Below are 24,739 nucleotides of genomic sequence, written 5' to 3'. Positions count from 1 at the left end.
TTTACTGAGAAGGATAAGGTCATGCGCCATCGTAAGAGTGGTCGTCAACTGAACCGCAACAGCAGCCATCGCCAGGCTATGTTCCGCAACATGGCAGGTTCACTGGTTCGTCATGAAATCATCAAGACGACCCTGCCTAAAGCGAAAGAGCTGCGTCGCGTAGTTGAGCCGCTGATTACTCTTGCCAAGACTGACAGCGTTGCTAATCGTCGTCTGGCATTCGCCCGTACTCGTGATAACGAGATCGTGGCAAAACTGTTTAACGAACTGGGCCCGCGTTTCGCGAGCCGTGCCGGTGGTTACACTCGCATTCTGAAGTGTGGCTTCCGTGCAGGCGACAACGCGCCGATGGCTTACATCGAGCTGGTTGATCGTTCAGAGAAAGCAGAAGCTGCTGCAGAGTAATCTGTAGTAACGTAAAAAAACCCGCCTCGGCGGGTTTTTTTATATCCGCAGAATCTCCACTTATCTACAATGTCTGTATCTTTTCTGCTCACCCCCTGGAGTTCATTATGTGGTTGCTCGATCAGTGGGCTGAACGCCATATTTGCGATGCCCAAAACAAAGGCGAGTTCGAAAATCTTCCCGGTAGCGGTGAGCCGCTGATTCTGGACGATGATTCACATATTCCCCCTGAATTACGGGCCGGTTATCGCTTACTGAAAAACGCAGGTTGTTTACCGCCTGAACTTCAGCAACGCAATGAAGCCGTCGAGCTTGCCGATCTGCTTAAAGGCATTCATAAGAATGACCCGCGGTACTCCGAAATCAGTCGTCGGTTGGCGCTCATCGAGCTAAAACTGCGCCAGACGGGAATGAATACTGACTTTTTGCATGGTGAGTACAGTGAAAGGTTAATGCAAAAAATAAACGAGGAGTAGCCATGTACCGCATAGGTGAACTTGCGAAGCTTGCTAACGTAACGCCGGATACTATCCGCTACTACGAAAAGCAGCAGATGATCGATCATGAGGTCAGAACGGAAGGTGGATTTCGCCTTTATACGGATAACGACCTGCAACGCCTTCGTTTTATCCGCTATGCACGGCAACTCGGCTTCACGCTGGAGTCGATCCGTGAACTGCTGTCGATCCGTATCGATCCTGAACATCATACGTGTCAGGAATCTAAAAGCATCGTTCAGGCCCGGCTGGATGAAGTTGAAGGGCGCATTCAGGAGCTGCAAGCCATGCAGCGATCTCTGCAAAGGTTAAATGACGCGTGCTGCGGTACCGCTCATAGCAGTGTTTATTGCTCAATACTGGAAGCTCTTGAACAGGGCGCCAGTAGTGAAACTCAGGGTTGTTGATTTTTTATCAGCCAGGGACTAGACTCCCGCCGACATTAACTATGCTCAGGAGAAATGATGAGCCGCTATCAGCATACTAAGGGACAAATTAAGGATAACGCCATTGAGGCATTGCTTCACGACCCACTTTTCAGACAGCGAGTTGAGAAGAAAAAGAAAGGAAAAGGGAGTTATTTACGTAAAGGTAAACATGCACAACGGGGTAACTGGGAGGCCAGTGGCAAGCAAGCTAATCGCTTTTTTACCACTGGCCTTTTTGTTTCTGTCGCCTGATTAAACGCGGTTATTCTGCTCTTTTAACAGATCGCGAATTTCAGTCAGTAAGACTTCTTCTTTAGTGGGTGCTGGCGGTGCAGCAGCCGGTTCTTCTTTTTTACGGTTAAGTCTGTTGATAAGTTTGATCGCCATGAAAATGGCAAATGCCACGATCACGAAATCAAATACGTTCTGAATGAATACGCCATAGTGCATTACAACCGCAGGGATATCGCCCTGAGCTTCCCGTAGGGTGAAGGCGAATTGTTTGAAATCAATGCCTCCAATCAACAGTCCTAACGGCGGCATAATAATGTCGGCGACTAATGATGAAACGATCTTACCGAACGCCGCACCAATAATGACACCCACAGCCAAATCCACCACATTCCCGCGCATCGCAAATTCGCGAAACTCTTTAATAAAACTCATTATGTTCTCCTTGTGCCAGCTGACGCCTATAAGTTTAACAAATGATTAGCTAATTGCCATTGGGGATAAATAATCGTTATGAAAAATAAAAGGCATGAAAATTAGAAGGTTAATATTTGGGTGCTCTTGTCTGAACACCCAAATCATTACAGGAAGAACGGGCTTGGCTGGAATAAACGCTCGACGTCGGTAATAAATTTTTTATCGGTCAGGAACATAATAACGTGGTCACCCTGCTCGATACGTAAATTATCATTGGCGATCATCACATCGTTACCTCGCACTACGGCGCCGATAATGGTGCCTGGTGGAAGTTTAATTTCATCTATCGCACGACCAACAACGCGCGACGTCGTTTCATCCCCGTGAGCGACGGCTTCAATGGCTTCAGCAACACCACGACGAAGAGACGACACGCCGACAATATCCGCTTTACGCACATGGCTTAGCAGGGCAGAGATGGTGGCTTGCTGGGGTGAAATAGCGATATCAATTACGCTACCCTGCACCAGGTCGACATAAGCCTTACGCTGGATAAGCACCATTACTTTTTTCGCCCCCATACGTTTAGCGAGCATGGCGGACATAATATTCGCTTCGTCGTCGTTGGTGACGGCAATAAAAAGATCAACCTGATCGATATGCTCTTCGGCCAGCAATTCCTGATCCGAAGCATCGCCATAAAAGACGATAGTATTCTGAAGCTTTTCAGCCAGCTCCGACGCGCGCTGTTGATCTCGTTCGATCAGCTTCACGCTGTAGTCTTTTTCCAGCCGTCTCGCCAGACCTGCGCCAATATTACCGCCGCCTACCAGCATAATACGTTTATACGGTTTTTCGAGACGCTGAAGTTCACTCATCACTGCGCGGATATGCTGAGAAGCCGCAATAAAGAAGACTTCATCCCCGGCTTCGACAATGGTGGAACCTTGCGGACGAATAGGTCTGTCGTGACGGAAAATCGCCGCAACACGCGTATCGATATGTGGCATATGCTCGCGCATTGTCGACAGGGCATTACCAATCAGCGGACCGCCGTAATAAGCCTTCACAACCGCCAGGCTTACTTTTCCTTCAGCAAAGTTCACAACCTGCAACGCGCCCGGGTACTCAATCAGACGATAAATACTGTCGATAACCAGCTGTTCAGGCGCAATAAGATGGTCGATAGGTACTGCTTCGGAATTAAACAGCTTTTCCGCATCCCGGACATAGTCCGGTGAGCGAATACGGGCGATGCGGTTCGGTGTGTTGAAAAGCGAGTAGGCCACCTGACATGCAACCATGTTGGTTTCATCAGAACTGGTTACTGCAACCAGCATGTCGGCATCGTCCGCGCCCGCCTCCCGAAGCACACGTGGGTGAGAGCCGTGCCCCTGTACAACACGAAGATCAAACTTGTCCTGCAAAACACGCAGGCGATCGCCATTGGTATCCACAATGGTGATATCGTTGTTTTCGCCCACGAGATTTTCCGCCAGCGTTCCGCCAACTTGCCCTGCGCCCAGAATGATAATTTTCATCTTTCGTGACCTGTTCTCAACATCACTCTTTGATTAGCTTAGCGTAAAAGAAACCATCACCCTCTTCTGCGCCCGGCAGGTTTTGCAGACCCGGGTGCTCAGGTGTTCCCGTATCATGCAGCGTAGCGTCCGGGGTGCGTTTCAGGAAAGCCGCAATTTGCTGACGGTTCTCTTCCGGAAGAACAGAGCAGGTTGCATACACCAGGGTTCCGCCGGGTTTGAGATGCGGCCAGATGGCATCCAGAATTTCGGATTGCAACTGGGCAAGCTCCTTGATATCACGATCGCGACGCAGCCATTTGATATCGGGATGACGACGAATCACGCCAGTTGCTGAGCAAGGGGCGTCCAGCAAAATACGATCGAACCTGGTATCACCACACCAGTCTGCGGGTTTACGTCCATCGCCTTGCTTAACCTGTGCTTTCATACCCAGACGCTTGAGGTTGTCATAGACGCGTGAAAGACGCTGCTCATCAACATCCACGGCCATCACGCTGGCCTGCGGCGCCACTTCCAGAATATGCGTTGTTTTCCCCCCTGGCGCTGCACAGAGATCAAGGATCTGCTCCCCGTCTTTCGGTTCAAGCCAGGTCATGCAGCCCTGAGCGGATGCGTCCTGTACCGTTACCCAGCCCTCTTCAAAACCGGGTAATGCATGTACCGGTGCAGGGGAGGCTAAACGAACCGCATCAGGATAAGCAGCGTGTGTGAAGCCGCTCATTCCGGCCTCTTCCAGCAGGGCCAGCCATGCGTCGCGGGTATGATGGTTACGATTGACGCGTAACCACATCGGCGGACGTTGGTTATTGGCATCAGCAATGTCTTGCCATTGCTGTGGATAGGCTTTTTTAAGGCGATTCAGCAGCCATTCAGGGTGCAGGAAGCGCGCTTCGCTTTGCGCAAATTCTGCCAGCAGTTCGTCCTGCTGACGCTGGAACTGACGCAGCACGCCATTAATCAATCCTTTCAGCTGGGGACGTTTAATCGCAACGGCACCCTCCACTGTCTCAGCCAGCGCAGCATGAGGTGGAATGCGGGTATGAAGAAGCTGGTAGAAACCGACCATGATCAAATAATGCACGGTACGCTGCTTGCCGCTCATTGGGCGTGACATCAGCTTATTAATTAACCACTCAAGCTGAGAGAGGGTGCGCAGCACGCCAAAGCACAGCTCCTGAAGCAGTGCTTTGTCTTTATCGGAAACCTTTTGTTGCAGTGGAGGCAGGACATTACTCAGTGACTGGCCCTGCTCGATAACCTGCTCAACGGCCTGAGCCGCCATAGTGCGTAGATTTTGTCTTTTCATAACCGTAAAAATAAAAATGCCCGGAAACACCGGGCCTTAAGAGTAAATTTGTTCAGGCAAGGCGATTGCCAGGGATGAACCATTCACGACGGGAATTTAATAGATCCTGCGCGCTCATTGCCTTTTTACCGGCCGGTTGCAGCGATTCAAGATTCAGGATCCCTTCTCCGGTCGCAACCTGGATACCGTTTTTGCTGGCGTCGATAATCGTACCGGGCTCTGCCGAAGTATTGCCGTTAATAACTGAAGCTTTCCAGACTTTCACTGGCTGCTCATCAATCATCAACCAGCTCATCGGCCATGGATTAAAGGCGCGGATACAGCGTTCGAGTTGAGCTGCTGACAGGGACCAGTCGATCCGGGCTTCTTCTTTACTCAGTTTTTCAGCATAGGTCACCTGTGCCTCATCCTGCACTTCAGGTGTCGCTGTATTGTCAGCAAGCTGTTGCAGCGTCTCAATCAGCCCCTGCGGACCGAGATCCGCCAGCTTGTCATACAGCGTGGCGCTGGTATCTTCTGCGGTAATGGGACACGCCAGTTTATACAGCATGTCGCCCGTGTCTAAACCTACGTCCATCTTCATGATTGTCACGCCAGTTTCAGCATCGCCTGCCCACAGAGCGCGCTGAATAGGGGCTGCACCACGCCAGCGTGGGAGCAAGGAACCATGAACGTTAACACAGCCCAGGCGGGGCATATCGAGTACCGCTTTCGGCAGAATGAGGCCGTAAGCCACAACTACCATCACGTCAGCGTTCAGGTCTGCCACTAACTGCTGGTTTTCCTGAGGTCGTAATGATGCAGGTTGGAAAATCGGCAAACCATGCGTTTCTGCCAGCACTTTAACCGGGCCAGGCATCAATTTTTTACCGCGGCCAGCCGGACGATCAGGCTGAGTAAATACGCCAACAATCTGATGACCAGACGATAGCAGCGCGTCGAGATGACGCGCTGCAAAATCAGGGGTACCCGCGAAGATTATACGTAGTGATGTAGACACGTTATTCCTTGTATCCGGGGGGCGTTAAGCGCGAGAACGTAAACGATCCAGTTTCTCAACTTTCTGACGAATACGCTGTTGCTTCAGCGGTGAGAGGTAATCGATAAACAGCTTACCGACCAGGTGATCCATCTCATGCTGAATGCAAATCGCCAGCAGATCGTCGGCTTCCAGCTCAAACGGATTGCCGTCACGATCCAGTGCGCGGATTTTAACTTTTTCGGCACGTGGCACCAAAGCGCGCTGTTCAGGGATAGACAGACAGCCTTCCTCAATACCTGTTTCGCCGCTTTTTTCCAGCATCTCAGGGTTGATCAGCACCAGGCGCTCATCACGATTTTCAGAAACGTCGATCACAATAATACGTTTGTGAATGTCTACCTGGGTCGCGGCAAGGCCAATGCCTTCTTCAGCGTACATGGTATCGAACATATCATCGACGATACGCTGAATTTCTGCATTCACTTCTTTAACCGGTTCCGCGACGATGCGAAGGCGCTCGTCAGGAATATGTAACACTTGCAAAACTGCCATAAATTTCCAGAGTCGTGTTCAGGAGTTGATAAGAATATTACTTCTATTCTAGACAAATCCCCGGTCGATTGACAGCATCAGTGACCAATCGCAAAGATTGCTGAGGCTGCTTATGGCAGGGAAAAGGATGACGTCCACAGAGATATGGTTACGGCTTATAAACATCGGGTCGTTATACGGTGACGCGATGCTGGAGATTGCGCAGAGGCTGCTTCGCCAGGCAACCGTCGATGCTGAAGCTGTCAACGCGTCAGGGCTTTTGCCCAAACATGCCGTAAAGTTTTTTTCGTTCAGTGAGAGTGAGCTTGAACGTAGTCTGGAATGGCTGGAACACACCGACAACCACCTTCTCACAGCGGATGATCCTCGCTTTCCGCCATTGTTACGTTCTATACCTGATTTTCCCGGGGCGCTATTTGTGCGAGGCCGCGTTGACGTGCTTAATAGCATGCAGCTTGCGGTTGTGGGCAGCCGTGCGCCCTCGTGGTATGGCGAGCGGTGGGGGAAAATGCTGAGTGAACAGCTATCCCAATGTGGCTTTACGATCACCAGTGGCCTGGCTTGCGGCATCGATGGTGTGGCACATCATGCGGCGTTGTCAGCAAAAGGGCGAAGTGTCGCCGTGCTTGGCAATGGTCTTTTTAGTCTCTATCCGCGTCGTCATCACATTCTGGCTGAGCAACTTATCGCTTCAGAGGGGGCGATAGTATCTGAGTTTTCACTTTCGACATCGCCCAGACCGGGTAACTTTCCACGGCGTAACCGGATCATCAGTGGGTTAAGCCAGGGCGTGCTGGTGGTCGAAGCTGCGATTCGGAGTGGATCGCTGGTTACCGCAAGGTGCGCACTGGAGCAGGGGCGTGAAGTTTTTGCGCTACCCGGCCCGTTGGGGAACCCTGGCTGCGAAGGCCCTCACTGGCTGATAAAACAGGGGGCGACGCTGGTGACCTGTAAAGAGGATATCCTGGAAAATTTGCAGTATGGATTGCATTGGTTGCAGGATGATCTCCAAAAGCGACATATTTCATCGGATCAGGAGGCAGTAGCATTGCCATTTCCCAAGCTCCTGGCTAACGTAGGAGATGAGGTAACACCTGTTGACGTTGTCGCTGAACGTGCCGGCCAACCTGTGCCAGTAACGGTAGCACAGCTACTCGAACTGGAGTTAGCAGGGTGGATCGCAGCTGTACCCGGCGGCTATGTCCGATTAAGGAGGGCATGCCATGTTCGACGTACTGATGTATTTGTTTGAGACTTACATCCACAACGAAGCAGAAATGCAGGTGGATCAGGACAAATTAACACGGGATCTGACCGACGCAGGTTTTGAGCGGGAAGATATTTATAATGCGTTGATGTGGCTGGATAAGTTGGCTGATTATCAGGACGGCCTCGCCGAACCGATGCAGCTTGCTTCTGACCCATTGTCTGTGCGCATCTATACAGCTGAAGAGTGTGAAAGGCTGGATGCCAGCTGCCGGGGATTCATTTTATTCCTCGAGCAGATTCAGGTGCTAAACCTCGAAACGAGAGAGATGGTGATAGAGCGCGTCATGGCGCTGGATACTGCTGAGTTTGAACTGGAAGATCTCAAATGGGTGATCCTGATGGTTCTGTTCAACATCCCAGGCTGTGAAAATGCCTATCAGCAAATGGAAGAATTACTCTTTGAAGTGAATGAAGGTATGCTGCATTAATTCTATGTGCAGCAACAAGAGTTGTTATGGCCAAATCAGCACTCTTCACGGTGCATAAAAACGAGCCCTGCCCACAGTGTGGGGCTGAACTTGTTATTCGGTCCGGGAAACACGGTCCGTTTCTCGGTTGTTCACGCTATCCGGAATGTGATTATGTCCGTCCCCTGAAAAGCCAGGCGGACGGACATATCGTCAAAATTCTGGAGGGACAGCTTTGTCCACTCTGTGGCGGCGAACTGGCGCTGCGGCAGGGGCGGTTCGGGATGTTTATCGGATGCAGCCGCTATCCGGAATGTGAACATACGGAACAAATTGATAAACCAGATGAAACGGCAATTGCCTGCCCTCAGTGCCAGCGTGGTCAATTGGTGCAGCGCCGCTCTCGTTATGGCAAGACCTTCCATTCGTGCGATCGCTATCCTGAATGCCAGTTCGTTATCAATTTCAAACCAGTAGCGGGCGTCTGCCCTCATTGCGATTATCCGTTACTTATAGAAAAGAAAACCGCGCAAGGCTTGAAACGCTTTTGCGCCAGTAAACAATGTGGAAAGCCGGTTTCGGCGGATCAAATCAGTGAATAATAACCTGCCATCAGGCTCCATCGCGCAGGCGGTGGAAATCCTGAAAAAAGAAGAAGTCATCGCCTATCCAACAGAAGCCGTTTTCGGGGTCGGGTGCGATCCTGACAGCGAAGTCGCCGTTAACCGTCTGCTGGCGCTAAAACAGCGGCCTGTCGAAAAAGGATTGATTTTGATCGCTGCGAACTACGAGCAGCTTAAGCCTTATATTGATGATTCCATGCTGACACCTGCACAGCGGGAAACCATTTTCTCTGCGTGGCCTGGTCCCGTGACGTTTGTTTTCCCTGCACAACCGACAACGCCGCGCTGGCTAACCGGGCGTTTCGATTCACTCGCGGTACGCGTTACCGACCATCCCTTGGTGGTGGAGTTATGCCAGGCATTTGGTAAACCCCTGGTTTCAACCAGCGCCAACCTGACCGGGCTTCCCCCTTGTCGGACAACAGAAGAAGTTCTGGCGCAGTTCGGGAATGATTTCCCTGTAGCCGTGGGTGAAACCGGGGGGCGTCTTAACCCGTCAGAAATTCGCGATGCCTTGACCGGCGAACGTTTTCGCCAGGGATAATGTTATGGAAACCTATGCTGTTTTTGGTAACCCGATCGCGCACAGCAAGTCGCCTCTGATCCATCAGCTGTTTGCAGAGCAATTGCAGATAGATCACCCGTATGGTCGGGTTCTTGCGCCTGTTGATGCATTTATACCGACGCTGAATAGCTTTTTTGATGCGGGTGGTAAAGGTGCGAACGTCACGGTGCCTTTTAAAGAAGAGGCTTTCGGGCGCGCGGATGAGCTGACCGAGCGTGCCTCGCTCGCTGGTGCCGTCAATACCCTTAAGCGGCTCGAAGATGGTCGCCTTCTGGGCGATAACACCGATGGCATAGGTTTACTCAGCGATCTGGAACGACTGTCGTTTATTAAACCAGGCTTTCGGATCCTGCTGATCGGCGCGGGTGGCGCGTCGCGCGGCGTATTGCTTCCTCTTCTTTCGCTGGATTGTGCGGTGACAATCACCAACCGTACCTTCTCCAGAGCAGAAGAGCTGGCGGCGTTGTTCGCACACACAGGCAGCGTAACTGCGGTAGCACTTGACGATCTCGCGGGTCACGAATTTGATCTTGTAATTAATGCCACCTCAAGCGGTATTAATGGAGAGATCCCGGCGATTCCTGCATCCCTGGTTCATTCCCACATCTACGCCTATGACATGTTTTATCAAAAAGGGAAAACGCCATTTCTGACCTGGTGTGAACAACAGGGGGCAAAACACGTGGCTGATGGTCTGGGCATGCTGGTGGGGCAGGCGGCTCATGCGGTGCTACTCTGGCATGGCGTGTTACCTGCTGTAGAACCAGTGATCGAAAAGCTGAAACAGGAACTGATGGCATGAATCAGGCGATTCATTTTCCCGACAGAGAAATCTGGGATGAAAATAAGCAAGCGGTTTGTTTCCCGGTGCTGGTGCATGGAATGCAGCTCACCTGTGCGATTAAAGGGGAGACGTTGCATCAGCGCTTTGGTGGTTCAGATCCGTTAGCGGTCTTTTGCGAAAATCGCTGGGATCTGGAAGAGGAAGCCAGCGATTTGATCCGCGATCAGCAGGAAGACGATCAGGGTTGGGTCTGGTTATCCTGATCCAGATAGTCATTCTTCCATCTAACGTAATTGTTCGCTGAGTATTTCAATCCTTCGATCTCCGCCTCTTTTAGGGGGCGGATCTGTTTAACCGGACTGCCTAAATAGAGATAGCCACTTTCCAGACGTTTGTTTTGCGGAACAAGGCTTCCTGCGCCAATCATTACGTCATCTTCTACTATGACGCCATCCAGCAAAATCGATCCCATCCCAACGAGAACCCTGTTACCGATTGTGCAACCGTGGAGCATCACTTTATGACCGACGGTGACATCTTCCCCAATGATGAGCGGATTGCCCTCAGGGTTATAAGATGACTTATGAGTCACATGCAGCACGCTGCCGTCCTGAATATTGGTGCGTGCACCGATTGCAACGTAGTTAACATCGCCCCGGATCGCGACGAGTGGCCAGATGCTGACATCATCGGCCATGCGAACATCACCAATGACCACGCTGCTGGCATCGATCATCACGCGATCGCCTTTTTGGGGGAACAGATCTTTATAAGGACGTAATACTGCAAACATATCTACCTCGATACAGATGAGCGCTATTAAAGAAGACTTTGATCGTATTCCTGGATCGAGGCAAGGCAAAATGCGTCAATTTTTAAGCGGATCGGGTGGGTTTTCAGCGAAAAGAACGGAAAATCATCAGTTGGAAAAAAAGATCTAAAAAATACTTGTGCTAAAAACTGGGATCCCTATAATGCGCCTCCATCGACACGGCGGATGTGAATCACTTCACAGACAACCCGGTCGGTTGAAGAGAAAAAATCCTGAAATAACGGGTTGACTCTGAAAGAGGAAAGCGTAATATACGCCACCTCGCGACAGCGCGCTGAAGCGCGTCGCAACTGCTCTTTAACAATTTATCAGACAATCTGTGTGGGCACTCAAAGTGACATGGATTCTTAATGTCCTCGGACACTAAATGAATACCAAGTCTCAACGAGTGAACACGTAATTCATTACGAAGTTTAATTCATTGAGCATCAAACTTTTAAATTGAAGAGTTTGATCATGGCTCAGATTGAACGCTGGCGGCAGGCCTAACACATGCAAGTCGAACGGTAACAGGAAGCAGCTTGCTGCTTCGCTGACGAGTGGCGGACGGGTGAGTAATGTCTGGGAAACTGCCTGATGGAGGGGGATAACTACTGGAAACGGTAGCTAATACCGCATAATGTCGCAAGACCAAAGAGGGGGACCTTCGGGCCTCTTGCCATCGGATGTGCCCAGATGGGATTAGCTAGTAGGTGGGGTAACGGCTCACCTAGGCGACGATCCCTAGCTGGTCTGAGAGGATGACCAGCCACACTGGAACTGAGACACGGTCCAGACTCCTACGGGAGGCAGCAGTGGGGAATATTGCACAATGGGCGCAAGCCTGATGCAGCCATGCCGCGTGTATGAAGAAGGCCTTCGGGTTGTAAAGTACTTTCAGCGGGGAGGAAGGCGATAAGGTTAATAACCTTGTTGATTGACGTTACCCGCAGAAGAAGCACCGGCTAACTCCGTGCCAGCAGCCGCGGTAATACGGAGGGTGCAAGCGTTAATCGGAATTACTGGGCGTAAAGCGCACGCAGGCGGTCTGTCAAGTCGGATGTGAAATCCCCGGGCTCAACCTGGGAACTGCATTCGAAACTGGCAGGCTAGAGTCTTGTAGAGGGGGGTAGAATTCCAGGTGTAGCGGTGAAATGCGTAGAGATCTGGAGGAATACCGGTGGCGAAGGCGGCCCCCTGGACAAAGACTGACGCTCAGGTGCGAAAGCGTGGGGAGCAAACAGGATTAGATACCCTGGTAGTCCACGCCGTAAACGATGTCGACTTGGAGGTTGTGCCCTTGAGGCGTGGCTTCCGGAGCTAACGCGTTAAGTCGACCGCCTGGGGAGTACGGCCGCAAGGTTAAAACTCAAATGAATTGACGGGGGCCCGCACAAGCGGTGGAGCATGTGGTTTAATTCGATGCAACGCGAAGAACCTTACCTACTCTTGACATCCAGAGAACTTTCCAGAGATGGATTGGTGCCTTCGGGAACTCTGAGACAGGTGCTGCATGGCTGTCGTCAGCTCGTGTTGTGAAATGTTGGGTTAAGTCCCGCAACGAGCGCAACCCTTATCCTTTGTTGCCAGCGGTTAGGCCGGGAACTCAAAGGAGACTGCCAGTGATAAACTGGAGGAAGGTGGGGATGACGTCAAGTCATCATGGCCCTTACGAGTAGGGCTACACACGTGCTACAATGGCGCATACAAAGAGAAGCGACCTCGCGAGAGCAAGCGGACCTCATAAAGTGCGTCGTAGTCCGGATTGGAGTCTGCAACTCGACTCCATGAAGTCGGAATCGCTAGTAATCGTGGATCAGAATGCCACGGTGAATACGTTCCCGGGCCTTGTACACACCGCCCGTCACACCATGGGAGTGGGTTGCAAAAGAAGTAGGTAGCTTAACCTTCGGGAGGGCGCTTACCACTTTGTGATTCATGACTGGGGTGAAGTCGTAACAAGGTAACCGTAGGGGAACCTGCGGTTGGATCACCTCCTTACCTTAAAGAACCTGCCTTTGCAGTGCTCACACAGATTGTCTGATGAAAAGTAAATAGCAAGGCGTCTTGCGATTGAGACTGTACGTCCCCTTCGTCTAGAGGCCCAGGACACCGCCCTTTCACGGCGGTAACAGGGGTTCGAATCCCCTAGGGGACGCCACTTGCTGGTTCGTGAGTGAAAGTCACCTGCCGTCATATCTCAAAACTGACTTGCGAGTCATGTTTGAGATATTTGCTCTTTAAAAATCTGGATCAAGCTGAAAATTGAAACGACACACAGCTCATGTGTGTTCGAGTCTCTCAAATTTTCGCAAGTCGATGATGAATCGAAAGAAACATCTTCGGGTTGTGAGGTTAAGCGACTAAGCGTACACGGTGGATGCCCTGGCAGTCAGAGGCGATGAAGGACGTGCTAATCTGCGAAAAGCGCCGGCGAGGTGATATGAACCTTTGACCCGGCGATGTCCGAATGGGGAAACCCAGTGCAATCCGTTGCACTATCGTTAACTGAATACATAGGTTAACGAGGCGAACCGGGGGAACTGAAACATCTAAGTACCCCGAGGAAAAGAAATCAACCGAGATTCCCCCAGTAGCGGCGAGCGAACGGGGAGCAGCCCGGAGTCTGAATCAGCTTGTGTGTTAGTGGAACGGTCTGGAAAGTCCGACGGTACAGGGTGATAGTCCCGTACACGAAAGCACACTTGCTGTGAACTCGAAGAGTAGGGCGGGACACGTGGTATCCTGTCTGAATATGGGGGGACCATCCTCCAAGGCTAAATACTCCTGACTGACCGATAGTGAACCAGTACCGTGAGGGAAAGGCGAAAAGAACCCCGGCGAGGGGAGTGAAAAAGAACCTGAAACCGTGTACGTACAAGCAGTGGGAGCCTCTTTATGGGGTGACTGCGTACCTTTTGTATAATGGGTCAGCGACTTATATTCTGTAGCAAGGTTAACCGTATAGGGGAGCCGAAGGGAAACCGAGTCTTAACTGGGCGTTAAGTTGCAGGGTATAGACCCGAAACCCGGTGATCTAGCCATGGGCAGGTTGAAGGTTGGGTAACACTAACTGGAGGACCGAACCGACTAATGTTGAAAAATTAGCGGATGACCTGTGGCTGGGGGTGAAAGGCCAATCAAACCGGGAGATAGCTGGTTCTCCCCGAAAGCTATTTAGGTAGCGCCTCGTGAACTCATCTTCGGGGGTAGAGCACTGTTTCGGCTAGGGGGCCATCCCGGCTTACCAACCCGATGCAAACTACGAATACCGAAGAATGTTATCACGGGAGACACACGGCGGGTGCTAACGTCCGTCGTGAAGAGGGAAACAACCCAGACCGCCAGCTAAGGTCCCAAAGTCATGGTTAAGTGGGAAACGATGTGGGAAGGCACAGACAGCCAGGATGTTGGCTTAGAAGCAGCCATCATTTAAAGAAAGCGTAATAGCTCACTGGTCGAGTCGGCCTGCGCGGAAGATGTAACGGGGCTAAACCATGCACCGAAGCTGCGGCAGCGACACTATGTGTTGTTGGGTAGGGGAGCGTTCTGTAAGCCGTTGAAGGTGTGCTGTGAGGCATGCTGGAGGTATCAGAAGTGCGAATGCTGACATAAGTAACGATAAAGCGGGTGAAAAGCCCGCTCGCCGGAAGACCAAGGGTTCCTGTCCAACGTTAATCGGGGCAGGGTGAGTCGACCCCTAAGGCGAGGCCGAAAGGCGTAGTCGATGGGAAACAGGTTAATATTCCTGTACTTGGTGTTACTGCGAAGGGGGGACGGAGAAGGCTATGTCAGCCGGGCGACGGTTGTCCCGGTTTAAGCATGTAGGCGGAGGTTCCAGGTAAATCCGGTACCTTATTAACGCTGAGGTGTGATGACGAGGCACTACGGTGCTGAAGTGATAAATGCCCTGCTTCCAGGAAAAGCCTCTAAGCATCAGGTAACACGAAATCGTACCCCAAACCGACACAGGTGGTCAGGTAGAGAATACCAAGGCGCTTGAGAGAACTCGGGTGAAGGAACTAGGCAAAATGGTGCCGTAACTTCGGGAGAAGGCACGCTGATGTGTAGGTGAAGCCCCTGCGGGTGGAGCTGAAATCAGTCGAAGATACCAGCTGGCTGCAACTGTTTATTAAAAACACAGCACTGTGCAAACACGAAAGTGGACGTATACGGTGTGACGCCTGCCCGGTGCCGGAAGGTTAATTGATGGGGTTAGCGGCAACGCGAAGCTCTTGATCGAAGCCCCGGTAAACGGCGGCCGTAACTATAACGGTCCTAAGGTAGCGAAATTCCTTGTCGGGTAAGTTCCGACCTGCACGAATGGCGTAATGATGGCCAGGCTGTCTCCACCCGAGACTCAGTGAAATTGAACTCGCTGTGAAGATGCAGTGTACCCGCGGCAAGACGGAAAGACCCCGTGAACCTTTACTATAGCTTGACACTGAACACTGGTCCTTGATGTGTAGGATAGGTGGGAGGCTTTGAAGCGTGGACGCCAGTCTGCGTGGAGCCAACCTTGAAATACCACCCTTTAATGGCTGGTGTTCTAACGTAGACCCGTAATCCGGGTTGCGGACAGTGTCTGGTGGGTAGTTTGACTGGGGCGGTCTCCTCCCAAAGAGTAACGGAGGAGCACGAAGGTTGGCTAATCCTGGTCGGACATCAGGAGGTTAGTGCAATGGCATAAGCCAGCTTGACTGCGAGCGTGACGGCGCGAGCAGGTGCGAAAGCAGGTCATAGTGATCCGGTGGTTCTGAATGGAAGGGCCATCGCTCAACGGATAAAAGGTACTCCGGGGATAACAGGCTGATACCGCCCAAGAGTTCATATCGACGGCGGTGTTTGGCACCTCGATGTCGGCTCATCACATCCTGGGGCTGAAGTAGGTCCCAAGGGTATGGCTGTTCGCCATTTAAAGTGGTACGCGAGCTGGGTTTAGAACGTCGTGAGACAGTTCGGTCCCTATCTGCCGTGGGCGCTGGAGAATTGAGGGGGGCTGCTCCTAGTACGAGAGGACCGGAGTGGACGCATCACTGGTGTTCGGGTTGTCATGCCAATGGCACTGCCCGGTAGCTAAATGCGGAAGAGATAAGTGCTGAAAGCATCTAAGCACGAAACTTGCCCCGAGATGAGTTCTCCCTGAGACTTTAAGTCTCCTGAAGGAACGTTGAAGACGACGACGTTGATAGGTCGGGTGTGTAAGCGCAGCGATGCGTTGAGCTAACCGATACTAATGAACCGTGAGGCTTAACCTTACAACGCCGAAGGTGTTTTGGCGAAGAGACGAAATTTTCAGCCTGATACAGATTAACAGAATTTGCCTGGCGGCTTTAGCGCGGTGGTCCCACCTGACCCCATGCCGAACTCAGAAGTGAAACGCCGTAGCGCCGATGGTAGTGTGGGGCCTCCCCATGTGAGAGTAGGGAACTGCCAGGCATCAAATTTAGCGTGCTGATATGGCTCAGTTGGTAGAGCGCACCCTTGGTAAGGGTGAGGTCCCCAGTTCGACTCTGGGTATCAGCACCACTTTATACTTAGGTTAAAGTTCGGCAAGAAGTAAAAGAATTTGTCTGGCGGCTTTAGCGCGGTGGTCCCACCTGACCCCATGCCGAACTCAGAAGTGAAACGCCGTAGCGCCGATGGTAGTGTGGGGTCTCCCCATGTGAGAGTAGGGAACTGCCAGACATCAAACAAGTAGAAAGGCCATCCGAAAGGATGGCCTTTTTGCGTTATCGCTCCAGCCAAACCAATTCCCTCATTCGATATTCCTGCTGTCGCCATTAATACCTCACGGACGTATTAAAGCGTTTTACCCTACTGAAACTGAAGTTGTGGAATGCATTATGCTGGCTCGCAGCAGCGTTAAATCAATTAAATGTTATGTACAGGTATGGGGTATAGCGGGGAGTAAGGTAGCGTATTGAATTTAATTAATATCTGATGCTATTCGTGATGAGGAATATACGTTCCTTATATCAGGGAAAAATAAAAGCGCGGCGATGGCCGCGCTTTTAGAAGCCTTATTTAGTCAGGGCGACAATACCGAGTGTCAGGCCAGCGATTGCCGCGGCGCCACCAGCAATCGCACCTGCTGTTTCCCAGTTATCCTGGGTAGTGCCCTTCATACAGGTATTGGTGTGAACCAGTCGCCCCTGATCGTCGTATACCGGTACACATGGAGAGTCGTGCGCGCAACCAGCAAGCAGCGCAGCGAGAAGTGCAACGGAAAGGAATCTTTTCATGATGTTACCTCAATATGATCGCTTATTCGCTAAAGAGCCGATACAGCAATTAACGAACTGATGATTATTTTACCACCGCACTAATACCATGCAGCACGGGGAATAATCTCAATTTGTGTGGATTGTAAAAATTATGAAGAAAAAAGCGCGGGCACTGATTATTAATGGAGGAAATGTGAAGAGGGGATGTGTTTTTACATTGTTTTCAGGAAATAAAAAAGGCACCAGAGGTGCCTTTATGATTTTCATTAATCCTTGTGCTTTGTAAACCGTCTCCGGACAACCACAAAGAAAACAGGAACAAAGAAAATGGCCAACAGGGTGGCTGACAGCATCCCGCCCATCACGCCCGTCCCGACCGCATTTTGTGCCCCACTACCTGCACCGCTGCTGATGACCAGAGGCATAACACCAAGGATGAATGCCAGGGAAGTCATCAGGATAGGACGCAGACGCATACGCGAGGCTTCAAGCGTGGCTTCGATAATCCCTTTGCCTTCTTTATCCATGAGATCCTTGGCGAACTCAACGATCAGTATGGCGTTCTTGGCTGATAAACCAATTGTCGTAAGCAGACCAACCTGGAAGTAAACGTCATTGTTCAGCCCTCGCATTGATGCAGCCAGAAGCGCGCCGATCACCCCCAGCGGCACAACCAGCATGACCGAGAAGGGAATTGACCAACTTTCATAGAGGGCCGCCAGACACAGGAACACCACAATCAGTGAAATGGCGTACAGCGCCGGAGCCTGATTCCCGGAAAGTCGTTCCTGATAAGACATCCCCGTCCAGTCGTAGCCGATGCCGGAAGGCAGTTTTGACGCAAGGCTTTCCATCAACGCCATTGCCTCACCGGTACTTTTGCCAGGGGCAGACTCACCGAGGATCTCCATTGATGGCATCCCATTGTAACGTTCCAGACGCGGTGAACCGTACACCCAGTGAGAGCTGCTAAAGGCAGAGAAAGGCACCATTTCGCCGTTAGCGCTACGCACATACAGGCCGTTAATGTCTCCGGGTAGCATACGGAAGCGAGCATCAGCCTGGACATAAACTTTTTTCACCCGTCCGTGATCGATAAAGTCGTTCACATAGGTGCCACCCAGCGCTGTTGAAATCGTCTGATTGACGTCAGACACGCTCACACCCAGCGCCTGTGCCTTCTCCTGATCGACGTCCAGCTTGAACTGTGGCGTATCTTCCAGTCCATTAGGACGCACGCGAACCAGTAAGTCAGGATGTTCTCTCACCATGCCCAGCAGCTGGTTACGCGCCTGGGTTAACTGCGTATGCCCCAGGTTTGCCTGGTCAATCAATTCAAAGTCAAAGCCTGTTGCGGTACCCAGTTCAATAATGGCAGGCAGGTTAAACGGAAATACAAGACCGTCTTTGATCTGGCTGAACGCTTTCGTCGCGCGGCTGACAATCGCCTCAACGCCGTTTTCCTTGCCCGGACGTTCTTCCCATGGCTTCAGGCTGACGAAAGCGATACCGGAGTTCTGCCCCTGTCCGCTAAAGCTAAAACCGTTTACGGTAAAGACCGATTCAACGTTCGCTTTCTCTTTCGTCAGGTAATAATCCTGAACCTGATCGAGTACCTGCTGGGTACGCATCTGCGTCGCCCCTGCCGGCAACTGAACCATCGTCATAAACACCCCCTGATCCTCTTCCGGCAGGAAGGAGGAAGGCAGGCGCAGGAACAGAACTGCCATGCCGCCGACGATGATGACGTAAACCAGCAGATAGCGGCCGGTCTTACGTAAAATGCCGCTCACGCTGTTGCTGTAATGCTCCACACTTTTATCAAAGAGCGCGTTAAACCAGCCGAAGAAACCACCTTTCTTTTCATGATGTTCGCTGGCAACCGGTTTGAGCAGCGTTGCACAAAGAGCAGGCGTTAATATCAACGCCACCAGTACCGACAAGGCCATCGCGGAGACAATGGTCAGCGAGAACTGGCGATAGATAGCCCCGGTTGAACCACCAAAGAATGCCATCGGGATAAATACCGCCGAAAGCACCATGGCAATGCCCACCAGGGCGCCCTGGATTTGCTCCATCGACTTCTGCGTCGCCTCTTTTGGCGGCAGCTTGTCCTCAACCATGACGCGTTCTACGTTCTCGACCACCACGATGGCGTCATCGACGAGCAGACCTATCGCCAATACCATCCCGAACATCGTCAGGGTGTTAATGGAGAACCCGAACGCAGCCAGTACCGCAAAGGTGCCCAGTAACACCACGGGCACGGCGATCGTCGGAATAAGCGTTGCCCGCAGGTTTTGCAGGAACAAGTACATCACCAGGAACACGAGAACAATCGCTTCAAACAGTGTCTTCACCACTTCATGGATTGAGATCTTCACGAAAGGTGTGGTGTCGTACGGATACACGACTTTCAGGCCCTGAGGGAAGAAGGGCTGCAACTGCGCCAGTTTACTCTTGATGGCGGCAGCGGTATCCAGCGCGTTTGCGCCAGTCGCCAGCTTGATCCCCAGCCCCGTTGCTGCCTGGCCATTGATTTTGGTGACCATGTTGTAGTTTTCGCCACCCAGCTCAATGCGGGCCACATCTTTCAGGTGGACCATTGAACCGTCCTGGTTCACCTTCAGCGTCACACGACCAAACTCCTCCGGCGATTTCAGACGCGTTTGAGCAATAATTGAGGCGTTCAGTTGCTGCCCAGGTACGGACGGTGTTCCGCCCAACTGGCCCGCAGCAATCTGGTCGTTCTGCGTTTTTAGCTGGTTAATGATATCCAGCGGCGTGAGCTGATATTTGTTCATCGCGTTGCTGTCCAGCCAGATGCGCATTGCATACTGGGCACCGAACAGCTGCACGTCACCGACGCCGGAAGTACGGCTGATCGCATCTTTTACATTAGAAGCGACATAGTCGGAGATATCATCCTGCGTGAGGTTTTTATTGTCCGACACAAAGCCTGCAACCAGCAGGAAGCTGCTGCTGGATTTCTCCACGCCGATCCCCTGCTGCTGCACTTCTTGTGGCAGCAGCGGCATGGCGAGCTGGAGTTTGTTCTGAACCTGCACCTGCGCAATATCAGGATCCGTACCCGACTCGAACGTCAGCGTAATGGTGACGTTACCAGCGGAATCACTGGTGGACGACATGTACATCAAATTATCGATACCGTTCATGTTCTGTTCGATAACCTGAGTGACGGTGTCCTGTACCGTCTGGGCATCAGCGCCCGGGTAGGTTGCTGTCACCGCAACCGCCGGCGGCGCAATGGTCGGATATTGCGCGACCGGTAGTTTTAAAATGGCCAGCCCGCCCGCAATCATCAGAATGATGGCGAGTACCCAGGCGAAAACAGGCCGTTGAATAAAGAAATTAGCCATGTCGTTATTCCTTAACTGGCTGGAGTCGCTGCGGTATCAGGAATAGCCACGACGGTGACGCCAGGGCGAACTTTTTGCAGGCCGCTGATAATGACGCGGTCGCCGTTTTTGAGGCCTTCCGTGATCAGCCAGCGATCGCCAATCGCCTGCGGTGCAACGACAGTGCGTGATTCCACCTGGTTTTTCTCATTTACCACAAGCACGGTGGCATCTCCGCGTGGTGTACGGGTTACTCCCTGCTGGGGAACCAGTATGGCATCAGGTTGCGTACCTTCATCGATGCGCGCACGGACAAACATACCCGGTAACAGCATATGCTGTGGGTTAGGGAAGAGGGCGCGAAGGGTGATTGAGCCGGTACTTTCATCTACCGTGACATCAGAGAACTGGAGCGTTCCTTTCAGCGGATAAGGCTGGCCATTTTCCATCAGCAACTCGACGCTGCTGGTGTCTCCCTTTTGCAGGCTCGTCTGCTGCTTCAGGCGCATAAAATCGCTGCTGGATTGCGTCACATCGACATAAATGGGATCGAGTTGCTGAACCGTAGCCAGTGCAGTTGCCTGGCCATTAGTGGCTAACGCCCCTTCGGTGACGCTGGATTTACCTATACGCCCGTTGATTGGGGATGTGACTTTCGTATAGGCCAGGTTGATCCGCGCGCTTTCAACGCCAGCCTTCGCGGCAACCACGCTCGCATCCGCCTGCTGGGCAGTTGCCACCGCCTGATCGTACTCCTGCTTGCTCACATATTGCGTACCAACCAGCGGAACGTAACGTTTCACCGTCAGATGGGCGATATTCGCCGCCGCCTGTGCTTTTACCAGCTCACCTTTCGCATTGTCGTAGGCTGCCTGATAGGTGGCCGGATCGATTTGATAAAGGGATTCACCCGCTTTAACGTCGCTGCCTTCGGTAAAATTACGGTGCAGAATGATACCACTTACCTGAGGACGAACCTCCGCAACACGATACGCGTCAGTTCTGCCGGGCAATTCTGTCGTTACGGCCAGTGGCGCGCTTTTAACAATATGAACACTGACCTGAGGAGCTTGCGCATGCTGCTGTGGGTTTTCTTGCCCATCGCACCCGGTGAGCAGCGCGGCACAGACAATGAAACCGGATAAGGGTAAGCATCTGAAGTGATTCGTCATTACTGTTCCTTAAACTACCCTTGAGCCGATATTTGCCATGAATCGGTGAAAGGGTGTGAGGCAAAAAATAGAAATGTAGCCGCGTATAATAATGAGGGTGTTTAATGTTTTTTAATTTATAAGTGCTGATGGAGCTTTTAAAAGTAAAAATCGGAATCTGACACAGTGCATTCGGTATTCTTTTTCTGTCAGGATAATCAACGAAATGTTTTCGGTGAATGCTATTCATATATTTTATGAATTTTATGTATTCGATTTATTCACGTGAATTATAAATTAAATGAATTGACTTTTTTTGTGCAAAATTAACACGGGTTTTGGTTAATACTTTGACTACACGACCACGGCAATATCCTTTGATAACGTATCAATTTTATGAGTAATGAGTAGCAGGTTATGGCGCGCAAAAAAAAAGAAGAGGCTCAAAAGACCCGCCAGCAGCTGATTGAAGCCGCTATCGGGCTATTCGCGACGCGTGGCGTATCCAGCACCACGCTTACCGACATCGCCGATGCTGCTCAACTCACTCGCGGGGCGGTTTACTGGCATTTCTCGAGTAAAGCGGAAATATTTAATGCAATATGGGATCAGCAATTGCCGATGCGTGAGATGATTCGTGACAGGTTAATACTTTCCGAAAATGACGACCCTTTGTTAATGCTTCGTGAACAATTTATTGTCGCACTACAATATATTGCGAGCGAGCCGCGGCAATATGCGCTTTTACAAATTTTGTATCATAAGTGTGAATTTCATGACGATGTGATTTCAGAATGTGAAATACGAAAGCGGATCGGTTTAAACGATGATTATCTTCGCAAGACGCTAAAGCGATGCATTGCTCGTAACGTTATCTCTTCGCAAACCAATATTGAACTGGCGCTGATTGTTTTCCACGCCTTTTTTAGCGGTGTCATTAAAAACTGGTTAATGGATAGCAACAATTTTAATCTGTACAAACAAGCACCGGCGCTGGTGGATAATATTCTGGCGACACTAAATATCACCCGAGTGGCGCCAGTGGTTTACGATACAGCCTCATGACCGCGTCCGGGGTAGCGACATCTCCCCGTGCTGGCACTGTTCCATAATAGCTTGCGCGGTAATCGGTTTGCCCAGCAGGTAACCCTGTAGCGTATTGCATCCCAGTTCTGTCAGAAAGGTTTGCTGCGCTGCGGTTTCGACCCCTTCCGCCACGACCTTCAGATTCAGCGTTTTTGCCAGGGCGACAATCGCCGAGACAATCGTCGCATCTTCGCTCTCACCACTTAACTCTTTCACAAAAGCACGATCGATTTTCAACTCGCAGGCGGGGAGTCGCTTAAGATACAGAAGGCTTGAGTAACCGGTGCCAAAATCGTCTATCGAGGCTTTTACTCCCGCATCCGTCAGCGCTGTCAGGACACGCACGCTTTCGTCCGGATTGTTCATTGCCGTGGTTTCGGTCACCTCCAGGATCAACATGCCGGGCGGTACGCTATGGCGCGTCAGACAATCGAGAACTGTTTTAACCAGCGACGGCTGTTCGAACTGCAATGTAGAAAGATTCACCGCCATTGACCAGTCCGTGTGGCCCTGAAGATGCCATTCACGCAGCTGGCGGCAGGCCTCGTCGATTACCCAGTTTCCAATCGGAATAATCAGCCCCGTTTTCTCTGCCAGCGGTAGAAAAAGATCGGGTGGGAGTAACCCCTGTTTGGGATGCTGCCAGCGTAACAGCGCTTCGAATCCGAGGACTGGCCCGGCAGGGGCGTGAAATTTAGGTTGATAAAGCAGGCGTAACTCATTACGGTCGATGGCCTGCCACAGATCATTCATCAGCTGTAGATGCGTCTGCGCCAGCGTATTCATTGACGGCTGGAAGAAGTGATAGCCGTTACGACCCATATGTTTTGTGTGGTACATCGCAGCATCAGCGTTAAACATCAGTTCACGATCGGTTTTGCCATCGTGTGGATAGAGCGCAATGCCAATGCTCAGGGTGACCATCAGTTCGTAAGGATCGAGATGGAACGGGCTATCAATGACGCGCACCAGTGAATTTGCCAGTGAGGCAGCATCATCCGGAGTGGCGGTTTCGGCCAGCAGGACGAATTCATCCCCACCGATACGCGCCAGCGTATACTGACCTTTCAGCTGCAACAGCAAACGCTGAGTCACCGCAACCAGAAGCTTGTCACCGACATCATGACCATAGGCATCGTTGACGGTTTTAAAGCCGTCGAGATCCATAAACATCAGCGCGAAAGGGCTTCCTTCGCGATCGGCCTTGCTGATGGCCTGATCGAGGCGATCCTCAAGCAGAATACGATTGGGTAATCGCGTCAGCGTATCATGTAACGCCAGCTGTGCGAGTTCACGATTAGCTTCTGCCAGTGATGAGGCCAGCAGCGAGGTACGAGCCTGAAGGCGGGCATCGAACATCGACACCAGCAGCGTAATCCCCAGAATAGCGAGCGCGACCACGCTAACCAGTATCGCCAGCCAGCTCCCGTTAATGCCATGATGGTGGACCATCGTCGACATTGGAAATTGTGCTGCTTCCATGCCGGCGTAATGCATGCCAGCGATAGCGATGCCCATGGTGATCGCCGCCCCCAGCCGCATCAACGCCATTCGTGCGGCTTCCTGACGTAAACGGAACGTCAGCCAAAGAGCGGCCAGTGAAGCGGCAAGGGCAATGACCACGGAGATAGCCACCCACTTTTTATCCCAGACAATACCCGGTGTGACCTCCAGGGCTGCCATACCAGTGAAGTGCATGGCAACAATGCCCGTTCCCATCACGACGGCGCCAGGCAGCAGCCGGCGCAAACGTAGCTGCTCGCCGCTAACGAGCCACAGGGCAAACATTGACGAGCTGATGGCGATAACCATCGAAAGCACGGTCAGGACCGCGTTGTAACTCATGCTCATGGAAAGATCCATCGCCAGCATACCGATGAAATGCATCGCCCACACGCCAATCCCCATCGAAACACCGCCACCTGCCAGCCAGACGCGTGCAGCGATGCCCTGGCTTCCGGCAACGCGCGCAGCCATATTCAGCGCGGTATAGGCGGCAAGAATGGCAACAACAAAGGAGATGACTACGAGGATTTGGTTGTATTGGCTAACCAGCATGGTCTGTTCACTCGTTGTGAGACGTTAAGCAAGAGCG

At 51.7% G+C, this 24,739-nt stretch carries 21 protein-coding genes, 2 tRNA genes and 4 rRNA genes; 17 read left to right on the top strand and 10 right to left on the bottom strand.

The annotated features are described in order from the left end of the window. Positions 1–21 precede the first annotated feature (21 nt). The 4 genes from rplQ (at position 22) to O1721_RS01490 (ending at position 1,582) form a co-directional block, all read left to right on the top strand. Positions 22–405 carry a 50S ribosomal protein L17 gene (rplQ, locus tag O1721_RS01505; RefSeq protein ID WP_001216368.1) on the top strand — a complete coding sequence of 128 codons (384 nt, stop codon included), beginning with the start codon at positions 22–24 and terminating at the stop codon, positions 403–405. 107 nt (positions 406–512) lie between these two features. Continuing rightward, complete coding sequence (locus tag O1721_RS01500; RefSeq protein ID WP_023295520.1) at positions 513–881, top strand: DnaJ family domain-containing protein; 369 nt, start codon at positions 513–515, stop codon at positions 879–881. A gap of 2 nt (positions 882–883) precedes the next feature. Next, entirely contained in the window at positions 884–1,309 is a 426-nt protein-coding gene (gene zntR / locus O1721_RS01495; protein WP_003863328.1) for a Zn(2+)-responsive transcriptional regulator, read from the top strand. Positions 1,310–1,366: 57 nt separating this feature from the next. Next, positions 1,367–1,582: an alternative ribosome-rescue factor A gene (locus O1721_RS01490; protein ID WP_032649697.1), complete on the top strand. Its 216-nt coding sequence runs from the start codon at positions 1,367–1,369 to the stop codon at positions 1,580–1,582. Here the strand turns inward: O1721_RS01490 and mscL are convergent, their stop codons facing one another. From mscL to def, 5 genes are all read right to left on the bottom strand, one after another. Beyond that, positions 1,583–1,996: a large-conductance mechanosensitive channel protein MscL gene (gene mscL, locus O1721_RS01485; RefSeq protein ID WP_003863335.1), complete on the bottom strand. Its 414-nt coding sequence runs from the start codon at positions 1,994–1,996 to the stop codon at positions 1,583–1,585. It lies immediately after the preceding gene. A 146-nt stretch (positions 1,997–2,142) separates the two neighbouring features. Further along, entirely contained in the window at positions 2,143–3,519 is a 1,377-nt protein-coding gene (gene trkA / locus O1721_RS01480) for a Trk system potassium transporter TrkA (protein WP_003863337.1), read from the bottom strand. A 22-nt stretch (positions 3,520–3,541) separates the two neighbouring features. Next, complete coding sequence (rsmB, locus tag O1721_RS01475) at positions 3,542–4,828, bottom strand: 16S rRNA (cytosine(967)-C(5))-methyltransferase RsmB (protein WP_032650104.1); 1,287 nt, start codon at positions 4,826–4,828, stop codon at positions 3,542–3,544. A gap of 52 nt (positions 4,829–4,880) precedes the next feature. Next, positions 4,881–5,828: a methionyl-tRNA formyltransferase gene (gene fmt, locus O1721_RS01470; RefSeq protein WP_032649696.1), complete on the bottom strand. Its 948-nt coding sequence runs from the start codon at positions 5,826–5,828 to the stop codon at positions 4,881–4,883. Positions 5,829–5,852: 24 nt separating this feature from the next. Beyond that, positions 5,853–6,362 (bottom strand): peptide deformylase, encoded by a 510-nt coding sequence (def, locus tag O1721_RS01465; RefSeq protein WP_015571402.1) that lies wholly within the window; start codon positions 6,360–6,362, stop codon positions 5,853–5,855. Positions 6,363–6,489: 127 nt separating this feature from the next. Between def and dprA the strand changes: the two genes are divergently transcribed. Genes dprA through O1721_RS01435 form a run of 6 tightly spaced genes read left to right on the top strand, consistent with a single transcriptional unit; the run spans position 6,490 to position 10,273 of the window. Further along, positions 6,490–7,614 (top strand): DNA-protecting protein DprA, encoded by a 1,125-nt coding sequence (dprA, locus tag O1721_RS01460; RefSeq protein ID WP_032649694.1) that lies wholly within the window; start codon positions 6,490–6,492, stop codon positions 7,612–7,614. Continuing rightward, the gene (gene smg / locus O1721_RS01455; protein WP_000460665.1) at positions 7,586–8,059 is read left to right on the top strand and encodes a DUF494 family protein Smg; all 474 of its coding nucleotides are present in this window, start codon (positions 7,586–7,588) and stop codon (positions 8,057–8,059) included. Before dprA ends, smg begins: the two co-directional genes overlap by 29 nt. A 26-nt stretch (positions 8,060–8,085) precedes the next feature. Further along, positions 8,086–8,640 carry a DNA topoisomerase family protein gene (locus tag O1721_RS01450; RefSeq protein WP_032649692.1) on the top strand — a complete coding sequence of 185 codons (555 nt, stop codon included), beginning with the start codon at positions 8,086–8,088 and terminating at the stop codon, positions 8,638–8,640. Further along, positions 8,633–9,205, top strand: a complete 573-nt coding sequence (tsaC, locus tag O1721_RS01445; RefSeq protein WP_022649580.1) for an L-threonylcarbamoyladenylate synthase type 1 TsaC — start codon at positions 8,633–8,635, stop codon at positions 9,203–9,205. Before O1721_RS01450 ends, tsaC begins: the two co-directional genes overlap by 8 nt. Positions 9,206–9,209: 4 nt before the next feature. Continuing rightward, positions 9,210–10,028, top strand: a complete 819-nt coding sequence (aroE, locus tag O1721_RS01440) for a shikimate dehydrogenase (protein WP_015571399.1) — start codon at positions 9,210–9,212, stop codon at positions 10,026–10,028. After that, the gene (locus tag O1721_RS01435) at positions 10,025–10,273 is read left to right on the top strand and encodes a DUF1488 family protein (protein WP_015571398.1); all 249 of its coding nucleotides are present in this window, start codon (positions 10,025–10,027) and stop codon (positions 10,271–10,273) included. Before aroE ends, O1721_RS01435 begins: the two co-directional genes overlap by 4 nt. Here the strand turns inward: O1721_RS01435 and O1721_RS01430 are convergent. Continuing rightward, positions 10,249–10,803, bottom strand: a complete 555-nt coding sequence (locus O1721_RS01430) for a gamma carbonic anhydrase family protein (protein WP_032649689.1) — start codon at positions 10,801–10,803, stop codon at positions 10,249–10,251. The genes O1721_RS01435 and O1721_RS01430 overlap by 25 nt on opposite strands. 477 nt (positions 10,804–11,280) lie before the next feature. Between O1721_RS01430 and O1721_RS01425 the strand changes: the two genes are divergently transcribed. From O1721_RS01425 to rrf (O1721_RS01400), 6 genes are all read left to right on the top strand, one after another. Next, positions 11,281–12,822, top strand: a 16S ribosomal RNA gene (locus O1721_RS01425). An 84-nt stretch (positions 12,823–12,906) separates the two neighbouring features. Beyond that, a tRNA-Glu gene (locus O1721_RS01420) sits at positions 12,907–12,982 on the top strand. 192 nt (positions 12,983–13,174) lie between these two features. After that, positions 13,175–16,079: ribosomal RNA gene (locus tag O1721_RS01415) — 23S ribosomal RNA — on the top strand. Positions 16,080–16,144: 65 nt separating this feature from the next. Next, positions 16,145–16,260: ribosomal RNA gene (gene rrf, locus O1721_RS01410) — 5S ribosomal RNA — on the top strand. 14 nt (positions 16,261–16,274) lie between these two features. Then, a tRNA-Thr gene (locus tag O1721_RS01405) sits at positions 16,275–16,350 on the top strand. 43 nt (positions 16,351–16,393) lie between these two features. After that, positions 16,394–16,509: ribosomal RNA gene (gene rrf / locus O1721_RS01400) — 5S ribosomal RNA — on the top strand. Together the 16S, 23S and 5S rRNA genes with 2 tRNA genes alongside form the textbook arrangement of a ribosomal RNA operon. A gap of 335 nt (positions 16,510–16,844) precedes the next feature. Here the strand turns inward: rrf (O1721_RS01400) and O1721_RS01395 are convergent. The 3 genes from O1721_RS01395 to O1721_RS01385 all read right to left on the bottom strand — a co-directional run bounded on the left by O1721_RS01395 (position 16,845) and on the right by O1721_RS01385 (position 21,579). Continuing rightward, on the bottom strand, positions 16,845–17,066 hold the full coding sequence (locus O1721_RS01395; protein WP_003860364.1) for a lipoprotein: 222 nt from the start codon (positions 17,064–17,066) through the stop codon (positions 16,845–16,847). 248 nt (positions 17,067–17,314) lie between these two features. After that, positions 17,315–20,428, bottom strand: a complete 3,114-nt coding sequence (locus O1721_RS01390; RefSeq protein ID WP_032649687.1) for an efflux RND transporter permease subunit — start codon at positions 20,426–20,428, stop codon at positions 17,315–17,317. 11 nt (positions 20,429–20,439) lie between these two features. Beyond that, positions 20,440–21,579 carry an efflux RND transporter periplasmic adaptor subunit gene (locus O1721_RS01385; protein WP_032649685.1) on the bottom strand — a complete coding sequence of 380 codons (1,140 nt, stop codon included), beginning with the start codon at positions 21,577–21,579 and terminating at the stop codon, positions 20,440–20,442. A 396-nt stretch (positions 21,580–21,975) separates the two neighbouring features. On the opposite strand from O1721_RS01385, the gene envR reads away from it, so the two are divergent. Further along, positions 21,976–22,623 carry an acrEF/envCD operon transcriptional regulator gene (gene envR / locus O1721_RS01380; RefSeq protein ID WP_015572025.1) on the top strand — a complete coding sequence of 216 codons (648 nt, stop codon included), beginning with the start codon at positions 21,976–21,978 and terminating at the stop codon, positions 22,621–22,623. Here the strand turns inward: envR and O1721_RS01375 are convergent. Then, positions 22,618–24,702, bottom strand: a complete 2,085-nt coding sequence (locus O1721_RS01375) for a putative bifunctional diguanylate cyclase/phosphodiesterase (protein WP_032649683.1) — start codon at positions 24,700–24,702, stop codon at positions 22,618–22,620. The two genes, envR and O1721_RS01375, sit on opposite strands and share 6 nt — an antisense overlap. Between the last annotated feature and the right edge of the window lie 37 nt (positions 24,703–24,739).

It is taken from the genome of Enterobacter cloacae complex sp. HYC033_NIDB, assembly GCF_056673335.1.
The sequence above is the reverse complement of the archived record's forward strand: the minus strand, read 5'-3'. Positions and strand labels throughout refer to the sequence as shown.